17 protein-coding genes are annotated in these 19897 nt (G+C 29.6%); 10 read left to right on the top strand and 7 right to left on the bottom strand.

The window, feature by feature from the left end; all coding sequences use genetic code 11:
• Window positions 1–3: 3 nt before the first annotated feature.
• Window positions 4–1434 (bottom strand): S41 family peptidase, encoded by a 1431-nt coding sequence (locus bhYOR_RS01765; RefSeq protein WP_025399692.1) that lies wholly within the window; start codon window positions 1432–1434, stop codon window positions 4–6.
• A 60-nt stretch (window positions 1435–1494) separates the two neighbouring features.
• Between bhYOR_RS01765 and bhYOR_RS01770 the strand changes: the two genes are divergently transcribed.
• The 6 genes from bhYOR_RS01770 to bhYOR_RS01795 all read left to right on the top strand — a co-directional run bounded on the left by bhYOR_RS01770 (window position 1495) and on the right by bhYOR_RS01795 (window position 7884).
• Window positions 1495–1926 carry a hypothetical protein gene (locus tag bhYOR_RS01770; protein ID WP_080684270.1) on the top strand — a complete coding sequence of 144 codons (432 nt, stop codon included), beginning with the start codon at window positions 1495–1497 and terminating at the stop codon, window positions 1924–1926.
• Between the two features lie 4 nt (window positions 1927–1930).
• Window positions 1931–3064 carry a MinD/ParA family protein gene (locus tag bhYOR_RS01775; protein ID WP_025434027.1) on the top strand — a complete coding sequence of 378 codons (1134 nt, stop codon included), beginning with the start codon at window positions 1931–1933 and terminating at the stop codon, window positions 3062–3064.
• A 10-nt stretch (window positions 3065–3074) separates the two neighbouring features.
• Window positions 3075–4034, top strand: coding sequence for a prolipoprotein diacylglyceryl transferase (gene lgt / locus bhYOR_RS01780; RefSeq protein ID WP_025399695.1), 960 nt, complete (start codon window positions 3075–3077; stop codon window positions 4032–4034).
• A 51-nt stretch (window positions 4035–4085) separates the two neighbouring features.
• Window positions 4086–6077: an EAL domain-containing protein gene (locus bhYOR_RS01785; protein WP_025399696.1), complete on the top strand. Its 1992-nt coding sequence runs from the start codon at window positions 4086–4088 to the stop codon at window positions 6075–6077.
• Between the two features lie 161 nt (window positions 6078–6238).
• A complete protein-coding gene (locus tag bhYOR_RS01790; RefSeq protein WP_025399697.1) occupies window positions 6239–7615 on the top strand; it encodes an aminopeptidase in 1377 nt (458 codons plus the stop codon).
• 5 nt (window positions 7616–7620) lie between these two features.
• Window positions 7621–7884: a PTS transporter subunit EIIB gene (locus bhYOR_RS01795; RefSeq protein WP_086936074.1), complete on the top strand. Its 264-nt coding sequence runs from the start codon at window positions 7621–7623 to the stop codon at window positions 7882–7884.
• Between the two features lie 18 nt (window positions 7885–7902).
• Here bhYOR_RS01795 and bhYOR_RS01800 read toward each other — a convergent pair whose 3' ends face one another.
• The 6 genes from bhYOR_RS01800 to bhYOR_RS01825 are packed head-to-tail and all read right to left on the bottom strand — an operon-like array spanning window position 7903 to window position 16123.
• Complete coding sequence (locus tag bhYOR_RS01800; protein WP_025434028.1) at window positions 7903–8955, bottom strand: NAD(P)H-dependent glycerol-3-phosphate dehydrogenase; 1053 nt, start codon at window positions 8953–8955, stop codon at window positions 7903–7905.
• Between the two features lie 26 nt (window positions 8956–8981).
• A complete protein-coding gene (locus tag bhYOR_RS01805; RefSeq protein WP_025399700.1) occupies window positions 8982–11267 on the bottom strand; it encodes an AAA family ATPase in 2286 nt (761 codons plus the stop codon).
• A gap of 10 nt (window positions 11268–11277) precedes the next feature.
• Complete coding sequence (gene tyrS / locus bhYOR_RS01810) at window positions 11278–12498, bottom strand: tyrosine--tRNA ligase (protein ID WP_025399701.1); 1221 nt, start codon at window positions 12496–12498, stop codon at window positions 11278–11280.
• Window positions 12495–13832, bottom strand: a complete 1338-nt coding sequence (locus bhYOR_RS01815; protein ID WP_025399702.1) for a glycine--tRNA ligase — start codon at window positions 13830–13832, stop codon at window positions 12495–12497. Before bhYOR_RS01815 ends, tyrS begins: the two co-directional genes overlap by 4 nt.
• A 22-nt stretch (window positions 13833–13854) precedes the next feature.
• Window positions 13855–15375, bottom strand: coding sequence for a glutamate--tRNA ligase (gene gltX, locus bhYOR_RS01820; protein WP_086936075.1), 1521 nt, complete (start codon window positions 15373–15375; stop codon window positions 13855–13857).
• Window positions 15344–16123: a hypothetical protein gene (locus bhYOR_RS01825; RefSeq protein ID WP_025434029.1), complete on the bottom strand. Its 780-nt coding sequence runs from the start codon at window positions 16121–16123 to the stop codon at window positions 15344–15346. Before bhYOR_RS01825 ends, gltX begins: the two co-directional genes overlap by 32 nt.
• A 130-nt stretch (window positions 16124–16253) precedes the next feature.
• Here bhYOR_RS01825 and bhYOR_RS01830 point away from each other — a divergent pair, with 130 nt between their 5' ends.
• The 4 genes from bhYOR_RS01830 to bhYOR_RS01845 are packed head-to-tail and all read left to right on the top strand — an operon-like array spanning window position 16254 to window position 19779.
• Window positions 16254–17393, top strand: a complete 1140-nt coding sequence (locus tag bhYOR_RS01830; RefSeq protein WP_025399705.1) for an HD-GYP domain-containing protein — start codon at window positions 16254–16256, stop codon at window positions 17391–17393.
• A 12-nt stretch (window positions 17394–17405) separates the two neighbouring features.
• Window positions 17406–18119 carry a 5'-methylthioadenosine/adenosylhomocysteine nucleosidase gene (locus tag bhYOR_RS01835; RefSeq protein WP_025399706.1) on the top strand — a complete coding sequence of 238 codons (714 nt, stop codon included), beginning with the start codon at window positions 17406–17408 and terminating at the stop codon, window positions 18117–18119.
• Between the two features lie 20 nt (window positions 18120–18139).
• Window positions 18140–19309, top strand: coding sequence for a methionine adenosyltransferase (gene metK / locus bhYOR_RS01840; RefSeq protein ID WP_025399707.1), 1170 nt, complete (start codon window positions 18140–18142; stop codon window positions 19307–19309).
• Window positions 19306–19779 (top strand): S-ribosylhomocysteine lyase, encoded by a 474-nt coding sequence (locus tag bhYOR_RS01845; RefSeq protein ID WP_025399708.1) that lies wholly within the window; start codon window positions 19306–19308, stop codon window positions 19777–19779. Before metK ends, bhYOR_RS01845 begins: the two co-directional genes overlap by 4 nt.
• The last annotated feature ends 118 nt before the right edge of the window (window positions 19780–19897 follow it).

The raw sequence follows: 19897 nt of genomic DNA on the forward strand, positions 1-19897 counted from the left end.
GGATTAATTTTTAGTCCCCTTTACAAGATATTCATAAGCAGCTCTTAAAGGTTTATCATAATGTAGATTATAAATTGGCATTTCACTATGTGTGTCTTGATAAAATTGCAAAAATATATGATGCCCTAAAATGTCTTTATCTATATCCTGAATTGAATGTTCTTTAATAACTTTATCCACAAAAGCATCTATTTCTTTCTCAGTAATCGATTTTTTATTCTTTCTGCTATTTAAAAAGTTTTCTACCAATTTTTTATCAAAAATCTGCCTGTATGCTAAGACCTCAGTCTCAGAAAACTCTCTCTCCCCAATTTCTAAATCAGGTTTAATGCCAATATTATGAATACTGTGACCAGAGGGAGTATAGTATTTTGAATTTGTAATCTTAAATCCTCCAGTATAAAAAGGCAATATACGTTGAATTACTCCTTTACCATAAGATTTCTCCCCAATAACATAAACTCTCTCATTATCCTTTAAAGCTCCAACTAAAACTTCCGATGCTGATGCTGAATGTTTATCAATTAAAACAACAATTGGCATGTCTAAAGGCACTATATGTGAAGAACTAGCCTTATATTCCATAGGAAACTTAGAATCCCTTGCTCTTGTTGAGACAATAATTCCTTCAGCCAAAATATCATCAGCTATCTCTATTGCATCTTGAAGATACCCTCCGGTATTAAATCTTAGATCTAAGATCAAAGATTTGATGTTCTGAGATTGCAATTTTTCAAAAGCTTTTTTAAAAAATAGATTAGTATTTGGATTAAAACTTAATATCTTAATATACCCGACATCTCTGTTAATAACATCATGCTTAACAGTCTGTATATCTACTTTTTCTCTAACAAGCTCAAATTCAAGCTTTAAATCTTTGTCTCTTAAAACAGAAATTTTAACTTTCGTACCCGCTTTTCCCCTTAAGAGATCACCAACCTGCTCTATTGTCATTAAAGTAGTACTCTTGCCATCAATAGCCGTAATGTAATCGCCAGATTTAACCCCAGCCTTATAAGCAGGCCCCTCTTCAAAAGCAGTAACAATCATTACATAAGAAGCATCGGGGATAGAATTGTCAGATTTGACAGGAACATTTTTCTTAACGATAGAAACCCCAATCCCAACATAATTTCCTTCCGTAGTCTTTGAAATCTCTACTAAATCGTCTTTTGTCAAATATTGCGAATAAGGATCATTTAATGCCTTAAACATACCTTTTAAGGCCCCTTCAAAAATAGCCTCATCATCAACAGGTTCAACATAATTTCTCTTAATAAAATTAAAGGCTTCCATCATCATCTGACCATAACTTGACGCAGACATTTTGCCCTTAGAAGAATTTGACTGCGCAAAGATAGATTCTACAATAACTGAAGAACTGATACTTAAAGCAAATACAAAATATACAAATACTAAAAATTTCTTTCTCATTGAATAATTCCTACATAAATAAAACTTGATTTTATCTTCATAATATAATATTTTAAGATTATGTTAAAGACAAATAACCCAAAAACAAAAAGAATAATTATAGGTCTCGTTCTCATTTTACAAACAATAGCAAGCACATTAATATTGTCAGCATTATATGGACTTGCTGAGAATACAATGATTGTAAATAACTCTTCTATCAAATTCATGATAGCATTCATCATATTTTCCCCAGAATTATGTGTATTAATATTAACAACGCACTATATGCTGTATGACCAATTTAAAATCCTTCACAACTTAATAACCATAACAAAAACCTTTCAAATAGCAATGAGTATTTTGCTCATTATATTGGGATTAGGCCTTGATTTATTATATGTCTATCAACCATGGTTACTTATTCTCTTAGGCACAATAATAATAACTTATACTATATTTAACGCTGTGATTCTAATTTTAATTAGAGCAAAGGATAAAATAACGGGGTAAAGATTTGATTATCATTCCTGTAGCTAGTGGAAAGGGAGGTGTTGGAAAATCTCTTTTTTCAACAAATATTGCAATTTGTCTTGCAAATGAAGGAAAAAAAGTATTACTTGTCGATCTTGACCTTGGTGGTTCAAATTTACATTCTATGCTTAATATCATACCTAAGAAGAGCATTGGAACTTTCCTTAAAACAAAAATCTCCTTTAAAGATATAACAATAGAATCAGGAATAAAAAATTTAAGCTTTATTGCAGGGGATTCAGATATTCCTGAACTTGCAAATATAGCCATATTTCAAAAGAAAAAAATAATAAATAACCTAAAACACTTAAACTATGATTACCTAATAATTGACCTTGGTGCTGGTACAACATTTAATACAATAGACTTCTTTCTAATGTCAAATCGAGGAGTAATAGTAACAATCCCAACAGTAACAGCAACAATGAATGCCTATTTATTCTTAAAGAACGCAATCTTTAGGCTTATGTCAAAAGTATTCACAAAAGAAACAAAAGCATACAAACTAATATCTGACATCAAAAAAGACTCTAGCGATTTACAAAAAATATATATACCTAATTTATTACTTAAAATAGAAACTTATGATCCTGAAAATTATGAAAAATTTATGAAGATATTCTCACAGTTTAGTCCTTTCATAATATTTAACATGCTAAATAAACCTGATGATATTGAAAAAACTGAAAGAATACTCAAATCTGCAAAAAACTATTTAAATATAAATTTACAAAGCATAGGTTCAATTTACAAAGACGAGCTTATTGATAAAGCATTAAATCATAAAATACCAATAACTGTTTATAAACCAACAAGCTTAGCTTCCAAAAGTATTAAAAAAATAGCAAAAAAATTAATTGAACTTGAATCTGTAATAAATGATGTAGAACTATTAAGTGAAGACGATCTAAACGAAAGCTATCATTTTGTAATTAAAGAAGCACAAGATGAATACCTAGAAAAGTATGCATATCTTGAATCATTACTAATGAACAAAACAATAGATGATAATGCAATTATTGATATAATAAAATCTCAACAAAAAGAAATTGCAACATTAAGGAAACAAAACATGATGTTTAAAAAAAAGTTATTTGCACAATTAAAAAAAGACTAAGGAGAAAAAAATGCCTAATTATATAAATTATCCTAGCTGGTTACATCCTGAAATAATTAAAGGAATTCCAATTACATGGTATAGTCTATCCTACATTATCGTAATCATAATTTGTTATAAATTTATTTGGTATCAAATAAAAACCGATAAACTTGACATAGAAAAAAGTGATTATGAGAAATTAATGTTTTCAATTGTTATGGGAGCAATAATTGGCGCAAGATTAACATCTACCTTAATTTATGATAGGAGTGGAATTTATTATACGCACCCATGGCTAATTTTTCTGCCATTTGACCGAAATTGGAATTTCACAGGATTTAGAGGAATGGCAATACACGGAGGATTTTTCGGAGTAATTATTGCACCATTCATAATGACAAATACCAAACTTAAAAACACAAATATAAAGAAATACTTCAGAAAGATAACTGATTACGGCTCACTAGCTTTCTCTTCAGGATATATACTTGGAAGATTTGCTAACTTTGCAAATGCAGAACTTTATGGAAGACCAATGAAAGGCGGAATCATATTTCCCAATGCAGAACCTTTTAAAGTAAGTCAAAACGGAGTAAAAGAATTTGCAGAATCAGTTGGACTGGAAATAGCACCTCACGACTTATTTGTTAATTTACCAAGGATTCCATCACAACTGATTGAAGGATTATTTGAAGGAACTGTAACCTTTTTATTACTATGGTTTATTTTTAGAAAAATAAAAAAATATGATGGTTTTCTCTTTGGAGTATACATAATTCTTTATGGATTATTCAGATTCCTTATCGAATACTTAAGAGAGCCAGACAAGGAAATAGGATTTGTTATAACTTACAAAAAACCTGAGAGCATATTGGATTTCTCATTTTTAAACATATCAATGGGACAAATATTCTCATTAATTCTAATATTATCTGGAATAATATGGCTAGCATGGGCTAGAACGAGACCAGAAAAACTAAAGAAATAAATATCAAAATATAGATTTATATCAAAATTAATATAAATTTATTTAAATAAGATGGAAAATCCAAATGCAATTGTAATATCTGAAGGGGTCATTAGTAATGATGATATTACAAAGATCAAATCTATTTTTAAAATATTACAAATAATAAAATCTAGAAAAAATATCTCTAAGGAATATATTAAACAAAGTAATATTAAGTTTGCCATTATTTACAACCATAAAAGACCGATAGATTTTTCAATCAATATGGCAAATGACTTAAAAAGCATTAATAACATTCATTCTATCATTATAGACAATAAATTTATAGACAAAGCAATGTATAGACCAAATTACATAGAGATATTAAACAATATCAGCGAATTAAACGCTAAACACAAATTAATACAACAGAAAAAACTTTATTATGACAATAATAATGCTAATCTTGATTTTTTCTTAAACCTATCTGAGCTTATTCAAGAAATCGTGATCATTACAAATACTGACAATGATATAATCTATATTAATGAAAAAGGCAGCAAAGAACTTGAACTCCCAATAAAAATCAGAGGAAAAACAAATAAAATAAGTGATATCAATATCATTGATTTAGAAAAAGAAACTAAAATAGATTTAAGTTACAACATAAATAACATTCCTGAATTCAGGAATATACTGATAACCGACTGCCTTTTAAAGGTTAAAAATAACAAGAAATTAATCGTCGATTTATTCATCAGTACAATTGCTCAAAACAACATTGATAAATTAATTACAATAAAAGACATATCAGACTTAAAATCTAAAAACAATATTCAGGATCTTGAAATCATCGATCAACAAACAGATCTATATAACATTAAAGGACTTGAAAAACTATTAATCAACCAAATTGAATCCTCTCATAAAAAGATATATTTATTTGATTTAGATTTACACATAAATACAGAATATGAATATAAAGGCAATAGAGACAACTTAGATTCAAAGATACTTAAGAAAATTACTTCTAGAATAATGTCATTCTATTCAGAATACATATTTAGACTCAAAGACAACAATTTAATAGTCATTATATCCACAAGTGGAGGGGAGCAGAGAATAATTTCAATTGCAGAAGAAATCAAAAAAACCATCTCCAGAGAACTTAGCAAAGAAGGCATCATAATATTCAAACTCAACATAGGAATAATAGAAGTAAATTTAAAAGAAGATATTGAAACAAAGATTTCAAAATTAAAAATAGCAACTAAAATATCTGATGAATATAAAGATTCTACACCTATTTTATACAAAGATGAATTACCAGAAACAATACTTATTAAAAATCAAAATAAAATATTTGAATATATAGTAAAAGCAATAAAGAATGATTTTTTTAGTCTCTACTATCAAAAAATTACTCCTCTTAAAAAAGATCTAAAACCCAAAATTGAAATATTAACAAGACTTTTTGACTATACAGGAACTCCCATCCCAAACGACAATGTCTTTAGCTTAATAGATAAGTATAATCTAACTGTTGAAGTGGATAAATTGGTAGTTACTAAAACCTTAAGAGAATATACAAATTTTGTGGCAAAAAATGGTGTTCATATCTTTTCAATCAATATTTCACCATACTCACTTAAGTCCAAAAACTTTAGAATGTTTCTAAAAGAAACACTACTTAAAAGTCATGTTCCACTTCAAAACATATGCTTAGAAATAACAGAAACTGGGATTTTAGAAAATTTTGAATTAATCAAAACATATTTCAATGAACTTAAAACTTTCGGGGTTAAACTTGCACTTGACGATTTTGGTAGTGGATACACATCACTCTCATATATTAAAATTTTGCCAATAGATATTATCAAAATAGATGGTTCTTTTATTCAAGTAATAAATTCTAGTCAAATAGACCTTGTAATAATAAAATCAATAAAAGACATTGCTGATACAAAAAAAATAAAAATTATAGCTGAATTTGTATCAAATGAAGAAATACTTAAGAAAATAAACGAGATCGGAATAGATTATGGACAAGGATTCCTATGGCATAAACCAGAACCTATTTAAAAATACACAAATATTTTAATACTAGTGTAGCTCTAGTATAGATTGGGCCAAATAAAAGACACTACAAAATTAATCTATTGCATCTGTTTTTCATTATTGTTAAACTGCATTTTAAAAAGAATAGAATGTTATAATAAGTGTAATCAGGAGGAGAAATTTTAATGACAAAACAAAATCCTTGGGTTTCTTTAAACGAAAAAGAGAGAGATAAGATTTTAGAATTTGCTAAAAAATATAAAAAATTTTTAAGCACAGTTAAAACTGAACGAGAAGCTACCAACTATGCTATACAAAAGGCAAAGGGAAAAGGTTTCATTAGCGCTTGCGAAAAACAAGAACTCAAAGCTGGGGATAAAATCTTTTACACATGTCGCAATAAAAACATTGCTCTTATATTTATTGGAAGAGAACCTATTGAGAATGGAATGAATTTCATTGTATCACACACAGATTCACCAAGACTTGATGCCAAACCATCACCAATTACTGAAGAGAATGAATTGACAATGATGAAGACAAATTATTACGGAGGCATCAAAAAATATCAATGGTTATCCCTTCCTCTATCAATACGAGGGGTAATATTTTTGCAAAATGGAGAAAAAGTAGAAATTAATATCGGTGATGATAAAAATGATCCCGTATTTGTAATTCCCGACATCTTGCCACATCTTGACAGAAAAGTACAAAGAGACAAAAAAGCTGATGACATCATAGAAGGTGAAAATTTAAAAATCATAATTGGAAGCCTACCTATTGACACTAAAGAAAAAGAAAAAGTAAAATTTGCTACTCTTAAGTTCATAAAAGAAAAATATAAAATAGAAGAAGAGGATTTCGTTTCAGCGGAAATAGAAATAGTACCAGCAGGAGAAGCAAAAGATGTAGGATTTGACAGAGCACTAATTGGTGCTTATGGTCAAGATGACAGGGTTTGTGTTTACACTTCACTAAAAGCTATCCTGAATCTAGAAGAAACACCAAACAAAACCGCTGTATGTTTTTTAGTTGACAAAGAAGAGATTGGATCAACTGGCTCAACTGGACTAAATTCAAGATATCTTGAGTACTTCGTATCAGACATAATATTTAAACTTAAAGAAGATAAATATAATAATCTCCTTGTTCAAAAAGTATTATGGAACTCAAAAAGCATATCTGCTGATGTTTGCGGCGCAATAAATCCCTTATTTAAATCGGTTCATGATGAACAAAACGCACCTAAATTGGGATATGGAATACCTATAATAAAATACACAGGTCACGGAGGCAAAATCATGGCTAGTGATGCTGATGCTGAGCTTGTCTCTTATATTAGGAATTTACTAAATAAAAATAACATAGCTTGGCAAGTAGCCACACTTGGAAAAGTAGACGAAGGTGGTGGCGGAACTGTTGCAAAATTCTTAGCACACTATGGAATAAGAACAATAGACATGGGGCCTGGTGTTATTAGTATGCACTCACCATTTGAAATCACTTCTAAATTTGACATATATACTTCTTATATGGCTTATAAAGCGTTCTTTAAAGGATAACTAATATGAATAAAGAAACAATAAAAACATCAGAACATATCTTAGAATGCTTTGGGGGCATTGCAAACATTAAACAAGTAAACAAAGATTTAACTAGAATAAAAATATTAGTTGACAGCAACTCTTTAGTTAAAAGAGAAAATCTAACAGACGATCGAAATATAATAGGAGCAATTAAATCAAATGAATTTACAGAAATTGTAATGAATTTTGAAATAATTGACGATGTTTATAACAATATCGTATATATGATGAGTAAACAAACATAAGTAGGACCCGTTTGGGTCCTAAAATTTAAAATTTCTTATATAATTAACAACAGCTTCAGGCTTTAATTCTTTATTTAAGATTTTATACACTATATTAACTAGACTATGTTCATTTGAATTATTGCCTAAATATTTAAAAAGCACAGAAATTTCCTTAGCAGCAACTATACCCTCTGGCAAATAACCAATTTTATGAATATTATTTATCAAATCATCTATATCTGTTAAACCTTCTAAGATATTTTTACTAATAATTTCACGACCAAATCGCCTATTTCTTCCAAAAATACTTCTACAAGTAACATCTAAATCTCCAGAACCAGCTAAAAATAAAAATGTTCCCTCATTGCAAGCACCAAGCTTAAACGCAATATTTCGCATGTCATTTAATGAAACTGAAAATAAAAAAGACTCCGTATTATTTCCAATCAAATTTGGATCTTTAATTTTTATTTCATCTAAAATTCCAAATGCAATTGCAAATATATTTTTCAAAGCCGATGCTATCTGAACACCCAAAACATCATCGCTATAAAACATAGAAATAGAAGTATCACTAAATAAATTAATAAATTCAAAAGCATTTGCTCTGTTTTTACTGGCAGCCACAAGGCCTGTAATAACCCCAAGCCCAACTTCTTCAGCATGACTTGGCCCTGCAATATAAGTAATTTCATCTTTATATTCACTTAAAACACTTTCTGCTACCTCTACAATAGGACAAGGTTTTCCATCAATTGTTATAAACCCTTTTGTAAGTATTGCCAAATTAAACTTTTTAGTAGCATACATACTTTTCAATTTATTAAAAACACTTAAAGTATAAAGGGAAGGTGTTGCAACAAAAACATAATCGGACTGACTTACGACATCAAGAAAATCAGAACTCGCAATCAAATTATCTGGCAACTTAATATCCTTTAAATACTTAACATTTTCATGATCATTATTAATGCTATCTCTAACATCTTCTTCAAAAGACCATATAAAAACATTATCCCTAAATTTATCTGCCAAAACCTTAGCAATAGCTGTTCCCCAAGCTCCTGCTCCCACTATAGATATTTTCATACATTTCTCCTTATAAAAATTCATATTTATAATAGCTCATATTTCATTGTCTCGTCTAGATAAACTCTGATCTTATCACTCTCTTTAAATTTTTTTGAAATCATGTCATTGATTAATAAACTTCCAATTTCCTTGACTACGATCTTACGCACACTCTTAATACCAAGCCCACTTCCATAAGTCTTATTTTGAAAATAATCAACAATATTCTCTTCAAAAAAAACATCAACTTTTTCAGTTTTTAGTATCTTAACAAAATTATTCATCTCTTCAATAATAACTTTTTCAAAATCACTCTCACCTACAGGTCTAAAGAAAAAAATATGATCCACAAGATCCAAAAACTGACTGGAAAAACGTTTTTCTAGCAAACTTCTGCCATTTACTGTTTCATTTTTAAATCCAATACTAGCAAGTTCTCTATATTCTATATTAATATCTATTAGTATTATACTATCTGATAAACTTACACTCCTACCAAGACTATCAAAAAGTCTGCCTGTATTAAATCCTTCAAAAAAAAAATCTATAATCCTCTTGGAAGATTTATCAAAATCGGATAAAAAAATAATTGAACTTGAAGATTTACTTAAAAATTTAAAAAATTTAGTAAATTCATCATAAGATTCAGATCCATATACAGGTCCTATTAATCGATTAATGCCATCAAAATCACCATACTCACTCACTCCCAAAGTCAATTTAGGTATCTTAAGTTCTTCCGACAAAATACCTGCAAGCTTATTCTTATCCACATCAGAAGAACCCATCAAAATAAAAATACCAAGAGTGTTATTTTTAAAGAGAAATTTAATCCTTAAAAGTTTAATGTGTAATATCAAATCAGATAAAATCTCCTCATCAATTATCATGCTTTCTCTTATTTTATGCTCTAAATTAATCATTAAGTCTTGATCATAAGCATCAAAATTAAAAATATTAGTTCCAATCATAGATTTAACAAAATCTCTCACATCATCGACTGTTATAATTTTCCTGTTACCCTCAAGCTTAAATTTAGCCCCAAGACCATCTAATAGGTCAAAAGCTTTATCGGGAAGAAATCGGTCTTTCATATATTTAGACATAGTAATTGAAGCCCATATAGCTTCATCTGTGTACTCTACATTATGATGTTTTTCATATTGTTCCTTAGCCCCTTTTAGAATAAGATAAGTATCTTCAAAACTTGGTTCTCTAAGTTCTATGCTATGAAATCTTCTTATTAAAGCCTTATCTTTCAAAAAAAATTTTTGGTATTCATACTTAGTAGTAGCACCAATTAACTTTACTTCACCTAAAGTTAATATAGGCTTTAATAAATTTGAAACATCTATGTTGCTAAAAGACGTAGCACCAGCTCCAACTATCATATGAATTTCATCAATAAAAAGAATTACTTTTTTTTTAAAATATAAGAAATCTAAAAGTTTATTTACTCTATCTTCCAGATCTCCCCTATACCGAGTCCCAGATATAAGTCTTCCAATATCAAGGGAATAAACCTCATAACCTGCCAACTCCTGGGGCACTTGACCTGCCTTTACCATATAAGCAAGTCCTTGAAGTAATATTGTCTTTCCGACTCCAGGCTCCCCAAATACAATTGGATTACTTTTATGTTTGCGCAGCATGACTTGAATTAACTTACATAACTCTTTTTTTCGACCAATTAAGGGGTTTTTCTCTAAACTTGGATCTAAACTATCAATAACATTAACTAAAAAATCTTCAACATTGTTATCATCAAGTGAATCATCACTTTGTTCTAATTTAAAATAATCTTCTTCAAAAATATTCAAACCTCCATCCCTATCTATCTCTTTATTAAAAAGATCGCTTGCAACCTTTTTTTCATTTTCAAGAGAGCTTAAATCTAAGTCCGAACCTAAGTAATCATAAACTTCAATTATCTTGTCAAAGATAGTTAAATTAAAACCCGACTTTAATAAAGCATCTAAAATTGTATTTTTTCTTTTCCTAACTAATACCCATAACAAATCTTTCTCTTGTAATCTATAAGGTTTTTTATAATAGAAAATTGCATCGATTATTTCTTGATATAAATCATTCATTTTAAAAATATAATCTGAAATATCAGACTCTCTTAAAGGAAGCTGCTTGAAAAACTCTTCCAAAATTTTATTAAAATTATAAAAATCAAGTGTACATAAACTAAGCAACTCTTTAATTTTTTCACTACTAATTAAACTGTAAAAAATATGCTCTTCAGTAAAAACAAGATGCTTACGTTCCATAAAAAACAAAAATGATTTAAAAAATAAACTATTTAAAACTCTTCTGTTATACATGAAACACCAACTACAAAATAATTCTCAAAATCTTTTTCTTACCAATTCTAAGTTCAATCTCATCATTAGTAAAATTATCCTTATTAAGGCAATAATTTTGATCTCCTATTCTTACTTTATCTACATAAACTCCACCAGAACTAATCAATCTCCTAGCCTCTGACTTACTGGGTACAATTTTTGAGCTAACCATTAAATCAACTAATAAAATAGTTCCTTCCAAACCAGTTAATGCCAATTTAAAAAAAGGAATATCAGATTTATCTCCCTTACCTCCTTTAAATGCTGCAGTAGCTGCTGAGGATGCCTTTAAGGCCGCAGATTCTCCATGAACAATCTTTGTTATTTCAAAAGCTAAGGTTTCTTTTGCCTTATTTAACAAATACCCTTGAAAGCTTGAAATATGCTCAATCTCATCATCTTCCAAAAAAGTAAATAAATATAAAAACTTCTTAACATCCAAGTCTGGAACATTTCTAAAATATTGATAAAAATCATAAACACTGTAAAGCTTTGAATCAAGATAAACTGCTCCCTTTTCTGATTTACCCATCTTTTTGCCATCACTTCTTGTGATAAGCGGCAATGTAAGTCCAAAAACCTCTGTTCCCAACTTTCTCTTAACTAAATCAACTCCTGAGACAATATTTCCCCATTGATCATCTCCCCCAATTTGAAGTTTACAATTTTTAAGTTTATTTAACATATAAAAATCATATGATTGCAAAAGTTGATAATTAAATTCAATAAATGAAAGACCGTCCTTCAATCTTCTCTTATAAGTCTCAAATCCTAGCATACGATTAACAGAAAAATAAACTCCAATATCTCTTAAAAATTCAATATAATTAATATTATCAAGCCATTCTGCATTATCAAGGATATATCCGTGACTGAAATCTATTATTCTAAGCAATTGTTCTTTTATTGCCTTAACATTTTCTTCTATATCCTCTTTAGGTAAAATCTTTCGCATTACATCCTTACCTGAAGGATCTCCTATTTTTGTAGTCCCACCACCAACTAAAGCAATAGGAATATGACCTTGCCTTTGAAGGTGTGCCATTGCCATAAAAGGAATTAAATGTCCAATATGCAAAGAAGTAGAAGTAGCATCAACCCCAACATAAAAAACCATTTTCTCCCTATCCATTAATGCACTTAAAACTTCCAAATTAGTACACTGTTTTAAGAATCCTCTTTTTTCCAAAATCCCTAAGGCAATATTCATCTATCTGAAACTCTCTTATAATTTAAAATTTCAGTTTTAACATATGAATATAAGTCATCAATAGGAATTCTAACTTGCGTCATAGTATCTCTATGTCTTAAAGTAATAGTTTTATTTTCAATACTATCATAATCTACTGTTACACAATAAGGTGTGCCAATTTCATCTTGACGTCTGTAACGCTTGCCTATTGTACCATTATCATCATAAAACATGTAAAAATCATCACTAAACTGCATAAACACCTTTCGAGCAAGCTCAGGAAGTCCATCTCTCTTTACAAGAGGAAGTATTGCAACTTTATAAGGCGCAATTCTAGGATGCAAGCGCAGAACTATTCGTTTATCCCCTCCCTCAAGTTCTTCATGAGCATAAGAATCACAAAGGGTCATTAAAACACTTCTTGTAAGTCCAAGAGACGTCTCAATAACATAAGGAATATATCTATCACCGCTTATTAAATCATGATATTCAAATAATTTAGGCTTACCACAAAACTTAGCATGCTGTGATAAATCGTAATCACCTCTATTATGAATTCCCTCAATTTCTTGAAAACCAAATGGAAATTTATATTCAATATCAATTGCAGCCTTAGCATAATGAGCAAGTTCATCTCCTCTATGCTCTTTAAACCTAAGATTATCAGATTTTATTCCAAGCATTTCAATAAAGAAATTCCGTCTTTTCTGTTGCCAATAATAATACCAATCATCCATTTGATTAGGATGTACAAAAAATTGCATTTCCATCTGTTCAAATTCACAAGTCCTAAATATAAAATTTTTAGCTACTATCTCATTTCTAAATGCCTTCCCAACCTGGGCTATTCCAAAAGGAACCTTAAGCCTTGTAGAATCTAGCACATTACGAAAATTAACAAAAATACCCTGAGCAGTCTCTGGTCTTAAATAAATTTCATTAGAACTATCTTCAACAGCTCCAATATTAGTCTTAAACATTAGATCAAAACTTCGTGGATCTGTAAACGTACCTATAGAATTACAATTAGGACAACCCTTAGACAAATCAATAGAATCTATTTTGAATCTATTTTTACAATTTTTACAGTCAACTAGTAGCTCTGCGAAACTCTCAACATGTCCTGATGCTGTCCAAACCTCAGGTCTCATTAAAATGGAACTATCTAACCCTACCACATTTTCATGTGAGTAAACCATGTTTTTCCACCACTCTTTTTGTATGTTTTGCTTAAGCTCAATACCCAAAGGACCATAATCCCATACACCTGAGAGACCCCCATAAACTTCTGAGGACTGAAATACAAAACCTTTTCTCTTAGCAAGTGAAATAACATCTTCTATTCTAATCATACTTAAACATCCTAAAACTTATTTATAATTCATGCCTTTTTAAAAATTGTTGTGCTTGATTTATTCTATCAAAAACCTTAACTTTGCCAAGTAATTGCAAAGAATCAAAAAGAGGCGGTGATACCTTGCTTCCAAGAACTGCAATCCTAATTGGAAGAAGCACTTCTCCTATTTTTAGATTATTCTCCTTAGCAAAATTATAAAAAATTTTTTCGTTATCAAGCAACATCCTTGTTTCAAAACCTTCTAATACTGGCTTAATCTTTTCCAAAAGCAAATAAATATCACTTGCTGTTTTTTTCTTACCTAAAAACTCATCTAAATTCCACGTTTTAATATCTTCATAGAAAAACTTAAGCATAGTTACAGCTTCACTAAGTTTTCTAATTCTTGGCTTTATTAGAGGAATTAAAAGCATTAATTTTTGCTCATCACAAGAATTAATATCTTCTTTAATATAGCCTGCTTTTTGCAAGAATGGAATTAAAAGCTTGGCTAACTCATCATCTCCTTTCTCTTTAATATAATGACTATTAAAAAAATCTAATTTATTATAATCAAAAACAGCAGGGGATTTATTGACTCGCTCAATAGAAAATAGTCTTTGAAGTTCATTTTTCGTGAAAAATTCACTCTTATCATCATAAGACCAACCAAGCAAGGTAATGTAATTAATAATAGCTTCTGGAAGATATCCATCATCAATAAATTGTCTTAAAGCTGTAGCACCATGCCTCTTGCTTAATTTCTGCCCATCGCTTCCCATTACCATTGGAAGATGGCAATAAATGGGGGGCTTCCATCCAAAAGCATTATAAAGAAGCACATGCAAAGGCCCTGAGGACACCCATTCTTGAGCTCTTAATACATGCGAGATTTCCATTAAATGATCATCAACAACATTTGCAAGATGATAAGTTGGAAGTCCATCGGATTTAAGAATCACAGGATCAGGACTAATATCCTTATTTGCCCACGTAACCTTGTCAAGCAAAATGTCATTAAAACAAGTCTCCCCGTCAAGAGGAATCTTAAATCTAATAACAGGAGTGATTCCTAAACTTAAAACATCTTTTATTTCACTCTCACTTAAATTTCTGCAATGTCTATCATAACCTGGTGCCATCTTATTTACAGTTTGAATCTTTCTAATTCTCTCAAGTCTCTCAGGCTTGCAATAACAATAATAAGCATTTCCAAGTTCAATCAATTGTTTAGCATATTTTTGATATATTGCTGTTCTCTTTGACTGAACATAAGGTTCATAAGGACCTCCACAAGTAGGTCCCTCATCAAAATCAATGCCAAGCCACTTTAAACTTTGATACAAATCCTCTTCTGCTTCTTGAAAATATCTACTCTGGTCCGTATCCTCTATTCTAAGCAAAAATTGCCCGCCACATGACCGAGCAAAAAAATAATTAAATAAAGCTGTTCTAATTCCCCCAATGTGCTGCAACCCAGTAGGAGAAGGCGCATATCTAACTCTAATATTCAAAACATAACCTCTTTTAATAAAAAATATCCTTTTTTGAAATATCATAAATGTAGTAAAACACTATAAAAAATAAGTTTGAATTAAGCAACTTTGTATGCTTAACATTCAATCGATCTTTATATTTAAAATATTTATCTCTAATCTCAAGTCTATTTTTTTCAATCAATTGGTATTCCAAATTTGATTTTCTCAAAACATAATAAAAATAAAGTGTAAAAATAGGATCCCCTCTTAAAAAATACTTCTTTAAAAAGTTGATCTCCTCAATCAATTTACCATATTCTTTATCGGCAATAGCATTAAGTGCCACACAATACCTTATCCATTTATTCTCACTGCCTGCATGATTTACAATCAAACTAGAAGCTTTCCCTCTCTCCCTGAAACTAATACATATGGAATAAAGTTCTATTATCGTCTTAATGCTCATTTTAGTATCTTTCAAATAAAAATAAATCTCATCAAGACTCTTTTTATCTTGTTTAATTAAAATTATTTTTAAAAGAAGAGAAATATCAAATACACTCTTAAGTCTCTTGCGAATCATCTTAAGCTTTAAAAAAGTATAAGTATGCTCTACACCATTCAATATAAAATATAATCTTGAATATAGAAATTTAGAATAAACAATATTAAAAATAAATATAATTAAAATAAAAATTAAAAGAACATGAGCATACAAAACAATAAAGTCTAAAAAATTCGAAAATTTTAAAATTTCTAATAAATAAACAAAATATAGGAAAACAGCAAAAAACATGATATTAAAAATAAAAAGTATTCTCTCAACCATTAAAAATCTCTTATAATAAAATTCAATTTTAAAATTAATGTACACATGTAGTATTATACTAAATAGATAGACAATTAATAAATAATATGCTACACATGCTTATTACTAAGTTTGAAGCCTAAGGAGCAAAATGCAAAGCTTTGATAACCTATCAAAAGATATAAAAAATTTTTCGTATACAATAGATAAAGACTTCCTAGTCTGGCCTAAAAACTCGCTTTTAAACCCTATTAACACTGAACTTATTGAAAAATGGGGGTTAAAAAGTGCTCTCAAGCTGCAAAGAACGTTCTTTGATGAAACATTAATACGAGAAACAAAAAAACTTATTAATATAGAATATGATGAAGAATCCATTGCCAATTATCATATACTAATAAGTAATTTAGAAGAAGTATATGAAACTTGCAAGAAAAACAAAAAAATCTACTATCAAGACGTTCTTCCAACCATCAAAAAGGTAATGGAATTTTATAAAAAAAATCAACAAACATTCATCAAATATATGAAAGTACCTAAACTCTTGTCCGACTACCATGTTGTTCACTCAATAAACACCGCAATACTAACCGTAGCACTTGGAAACGAGATGAATTTAAACAATCATAAGACAGTTGAACTTTGTACAATAGCTCTTCTGCATAAAATAGGTTTCCTATTTATCCCTCCGAGAATAAGTGAAAAAAAAGAAAAATTAAGCGATGAAGAATTTCAAGTAATCAGAAAATATCCCATACTTGGTTATAAAATACTCTCAACTACTAATTTCTCACAATCTATCTGCCTAGCAATACTAACTCATAAAGAAAACTTAGATGGTTCAGGATACCCTAACAAACTTAAAAGCGAAAAGATAAATATTGAGTCTAATATAATAGGTGCTGCTAGTGCATACAGTGCAATCCTTCTAGAGAAAACATATAAAGGGGCTTTAAACTCTGGCGCATCTCTTATTGAACTAATACAAGATGCTGATAGGAAATTTGATAAAAGAGTTTTAAAATTAATAATTAAGGTGCTCTCTCAATGTCCTCTAGACTTTATTGTTGAACTTAATGACAATTCAATTGCTAAAATAATAAAAATCAATGAAATTAATGTTAATGTCCCATATATAAAATACATAATAAAGGATGGCAAAATTGTACCCCCTAGCGAAAATCACAATTACGTCAAATCCATACCTAAAACAGAAACGGGAATAAAAAAAATACTAAGACAAGATGAAATAGAATTTATTTTAAAAAAATATGGCTTAAAGGAAATGTAAAAGGAGTAAAGTATGATTTTAATAACATCTGCAATGGATGAAGAATCGACAGAGATAAATAAGATTATCGAGAACAAAGAAGAAATTATATTAGATGAGTATTCAGGTGAAAAAAAAATTTATAAGGGAGAAATTGCAGGTCACAAGGTAATCTCTTTAACTACTGGTATTGGAAAAGTAAATGCCGCTATGTGGAATAGCTATATTATATCAAAATATAAAATCACTCATATAATTAATTCAGGAACTGCCGGTGGACTTAAAGAATCTGCAAATCTTAAAATAGCAGACATTATAGTATCATCAGAGACGGCATTTCATGATTTTAATTTAACTAAATTTGGACATAAAATAGGACAAGTACCCGGATTTCCACAAAAATTTAAAGCAGATGAAAATTTATTAAGCAAAATTATTAATATTACCCAAGATAAATTTAAAAATATTAATGTTCATATTGGTCTAATACTTACAGGCGATCAATTTATTGGAGACGAAAAACAATTAGAAGGAATTAAAAATAACTTTGCAGATGCTTTAGCTGTAGAGATGGAAAGTGCTGCGGTTGCCCAAGTAGCACATACATTCAAAATACCTTTTATTATCACTCGTTCTGTATCTGATTTACCAAACATCAAAGATAATCACATAGATTTCAATAAGTTCTTACAAAATGCATCAATAAACTCAGCCAAGATGGTAAGAGAACTCATTAAACTCATATAATTATATACAAAGGTGATAATATGCTAAATAATAATCTAACATCAACATCTGAAGCTGTATCTGAAGGACACCCAGATAAGATTGCAGATCAAATTTCTGACGCTATACTTGATGAAATACTTAAAAGAGATAAAATGGCAAAAGTCGCATGTGAAACTTTAGTTTCACAGAACTTAGTAGTAATAGCAGGAGAGATAAACAGCAAAGCAAAAAAAGATATAGATATAAAAGAAATTGCAAAACAAACAATAAAAAATATTGGATACACAAATATAGAATATGGACTTGACTATAAATCTGCCACAATAATTGATGCTATTGGCTCCCAGTCAATTGACATTACAAATGCGGTTGATAAAAAAGATACAAAAGATATAGGAGCAGGTGATCAGGGAATAATATTTGGTTATGCATGCAATGAGACTGAAAATTTTTTACCAATAGCATATGAATTATCTAACTTAATCTTGCAAAAAGCCAGCGAACTTAGAAAATCAGGTGAAATTAAATGGCTACGTCCTGACGCAAAATCCCAAGTTACCATTGAATATGATTCTAATAAAAATCCTATTAGAATCAATAATATTGTTGTATCTCATCAACATGACCCTGATATTCCTCAAGATTTCCTAAGACAAACAATTATTGAAAAGATTATAAAACCTACCCTTCAAAGCAAATCAATGCTTGATGAGAATATCAAATATTATATTAACCCCTCAGGCAATTTTGTCATCGGAGGACCTACTGGAGATACAGGTCTTACAGGAAGAAAAATTATTGCTGATAGTTATGGTGGATTTGCAAGGCATGGTGGTGGCGCTTACAGTGGCAAAGATGCTACTAAGGTTGACCGATCAGCTGCTTACATATCAAGATACATTGCTAAGAACATGGTAGCTGCGGGTATTTCTAAAGAATTTGAAATGCAACTTGCTTATGCCATTGGAATTCCCAATCCAGTATCTATTAAAATAACTACGGGCATAAATGATCATGAATATGAAAAAAAAATATTAAGTTTTATCATAAATAATTTTGACCTAACTCCCAACGGTATAATTAAAAAATTAAAATTAAGAGAACCCATTTACTCTAAGACATGCATATACGGACATTTTGGAAAAAATGAACTAGAATGGGAAAAATTAGATTTCGTAGATACAATAAAAAAGGAGTTTAAAATATGAATAAAATATCGAGCTTTACAATTGATCACACAAAACTAAAACCTGGTATATATATCTCAAGAAAAGATATATTTGAAAATTTAACATGCACTACTGTAGATATTAGGATGAAAGCTCCCAATAGGGAACCTGTAATTAATAACGCGGAATTACATACAATTGAGCATATAGGAGCAACACTGCTGAGAAATAATAAAGTCTGGGGCGATAAAATATTATATTTTGGGCCAATGGGCTGTAGAACTGGATTTTACCTAATCCTTTTAGGAAACTATGAAAGCAAGGATCTTATCGATTTAATATCTTGGCTTTTTTATGAGATTACAAATTTTCAAGGAAATGTCACAGGAGCAACTGAAAAGGAATGTGGTAATTACCAAGATCACAATCTAAACATGGCAAAATATGAATCTAATCGGTATTTAACAACACTAACAAATATAAAAGAGGAAAACTTAACATATCCTTAATAATAGTAGGGATTCATTTACAGAAAAACACTATGTTATTTGAAAAATATAAGTAAGATATTTTTCAATACGTCATGGAATTTAATTCAACATACAGACTAACTTAATCTTAGTACAA

Origin of the sequence: Borrelia nietonii YOR (genome assembly GCF_023035795.1) — a bacterium.
Classification (GTDB): domain Bacteria; phylum Spirochaetota; class Spirochaetia; order Borreliales; family Borreliaceae; genus Borrelia; species Borrelia hermsii.

Coding starts and splice junctions, on each gene's coding strand:
- bhYOR_RS01830 (WP_025399705.1), top strand. CDS start 16,254: ATGCAAAGCTTTGATAACCTATCAAAAGATATAAAAAATTTTTCGTAT.
- metK (WP_025399707.1), top strand. CDS start 18,140: ATGCTAAATAATAATCTAACATCAACATCTGAAGCTGTATCTGAAGGA.
- tyrS (WP_025399701.1), bottom strand. CDS start 12,498: ATGAATATTGCCTTAGGGATTTTGGAAAAAAGAGGATTCTTAAAACAG.
- bhYOR_RS01790 (WP_025399697.1), top strand. CDS start 6,239: ATGACAAAACAAAATCCTTGGGTTTCTTTAAACGAAAAAGAGAGAGAT.
- bhYOR_RS01805 (WP_025399700.1), bottom strand. CDS start 11,267: ATGTATAACAGAAGAGTTTTAAATAGTTTATTTTTTAAATCATTTTTG.
- gltX (WP_086936075.1), bottom strand. CDS start 15,375: ATGATATTTCAAAAAAGGATATTTTTTATTAAAAGAGGTTATGTTTTG.
- bhYOR_RS01800 (WP_025434028.1), bottom strand. CDS start 8,955: ATGAAAATATCTATAGTGGGAGCAGGAGCTTGGGGAACAGCTATTGCT.
- bhYOR_RS01835 (WP_025399706.1), top strand. CDS start 17,406: ATGATTTTAATAACATCTGCAATGGATGAAGAATCGACAGAGATAAAT.
- bhYOR_RS01845 (WP_025399708.1), top strand. CDS start 19,306: ATGAATAAAATATCGAGCTTTACAATTGATCACACAAAACTAAAACCT.
- bhYOR_RS01795 (WP_086936074.1), top strand. CDS start 7,621: ATGAATAAAGAAACAATAAAAACATCAGAACATATCTTAGAATGCTTT.
- bhYOR_RS01785 (WP_025399696.1), top strand. CDS start 4,086: ATGGAAAATCCAAATGCAATTGTAATATCTGAAGGGGTCATTAGTAAT.
- bhYOR_RS01815 (WP_025399702.1), bottom strand. CDS start 13,832: ATGATTAGAATAGAAGATGTTATTTCACTTGCTAAGAGAAAAGGTTTT.
- lgt (WP_025399695.1), top strand. CDS start 3,075: ATGCCTAATTATATAAATTATCCTAGCTGGTTACATCCTGAAATAATT.
- bhYOR_RS01770 (WP_080684270.1), top strand. CDS start 1,495: ATGTTAAAGACAAATAACCCAAAAACAAAAAGAATAATTATAGGTCTC.
- bhYOR_RS01825 (WP_025434029.1), bottom strand. CDS start 16,123: ATGGTTGAGAGAATACTTTTTATTTTTAATATCATGTTTTTTGCTGTT.
- bhYOR_RS01765 (WP_025399692.1), bottom strand. CDS start 1,434: ATGAGAAAGAAATTTTTAGTATTTGTATATTTTGTATTTGCTTTAAGT.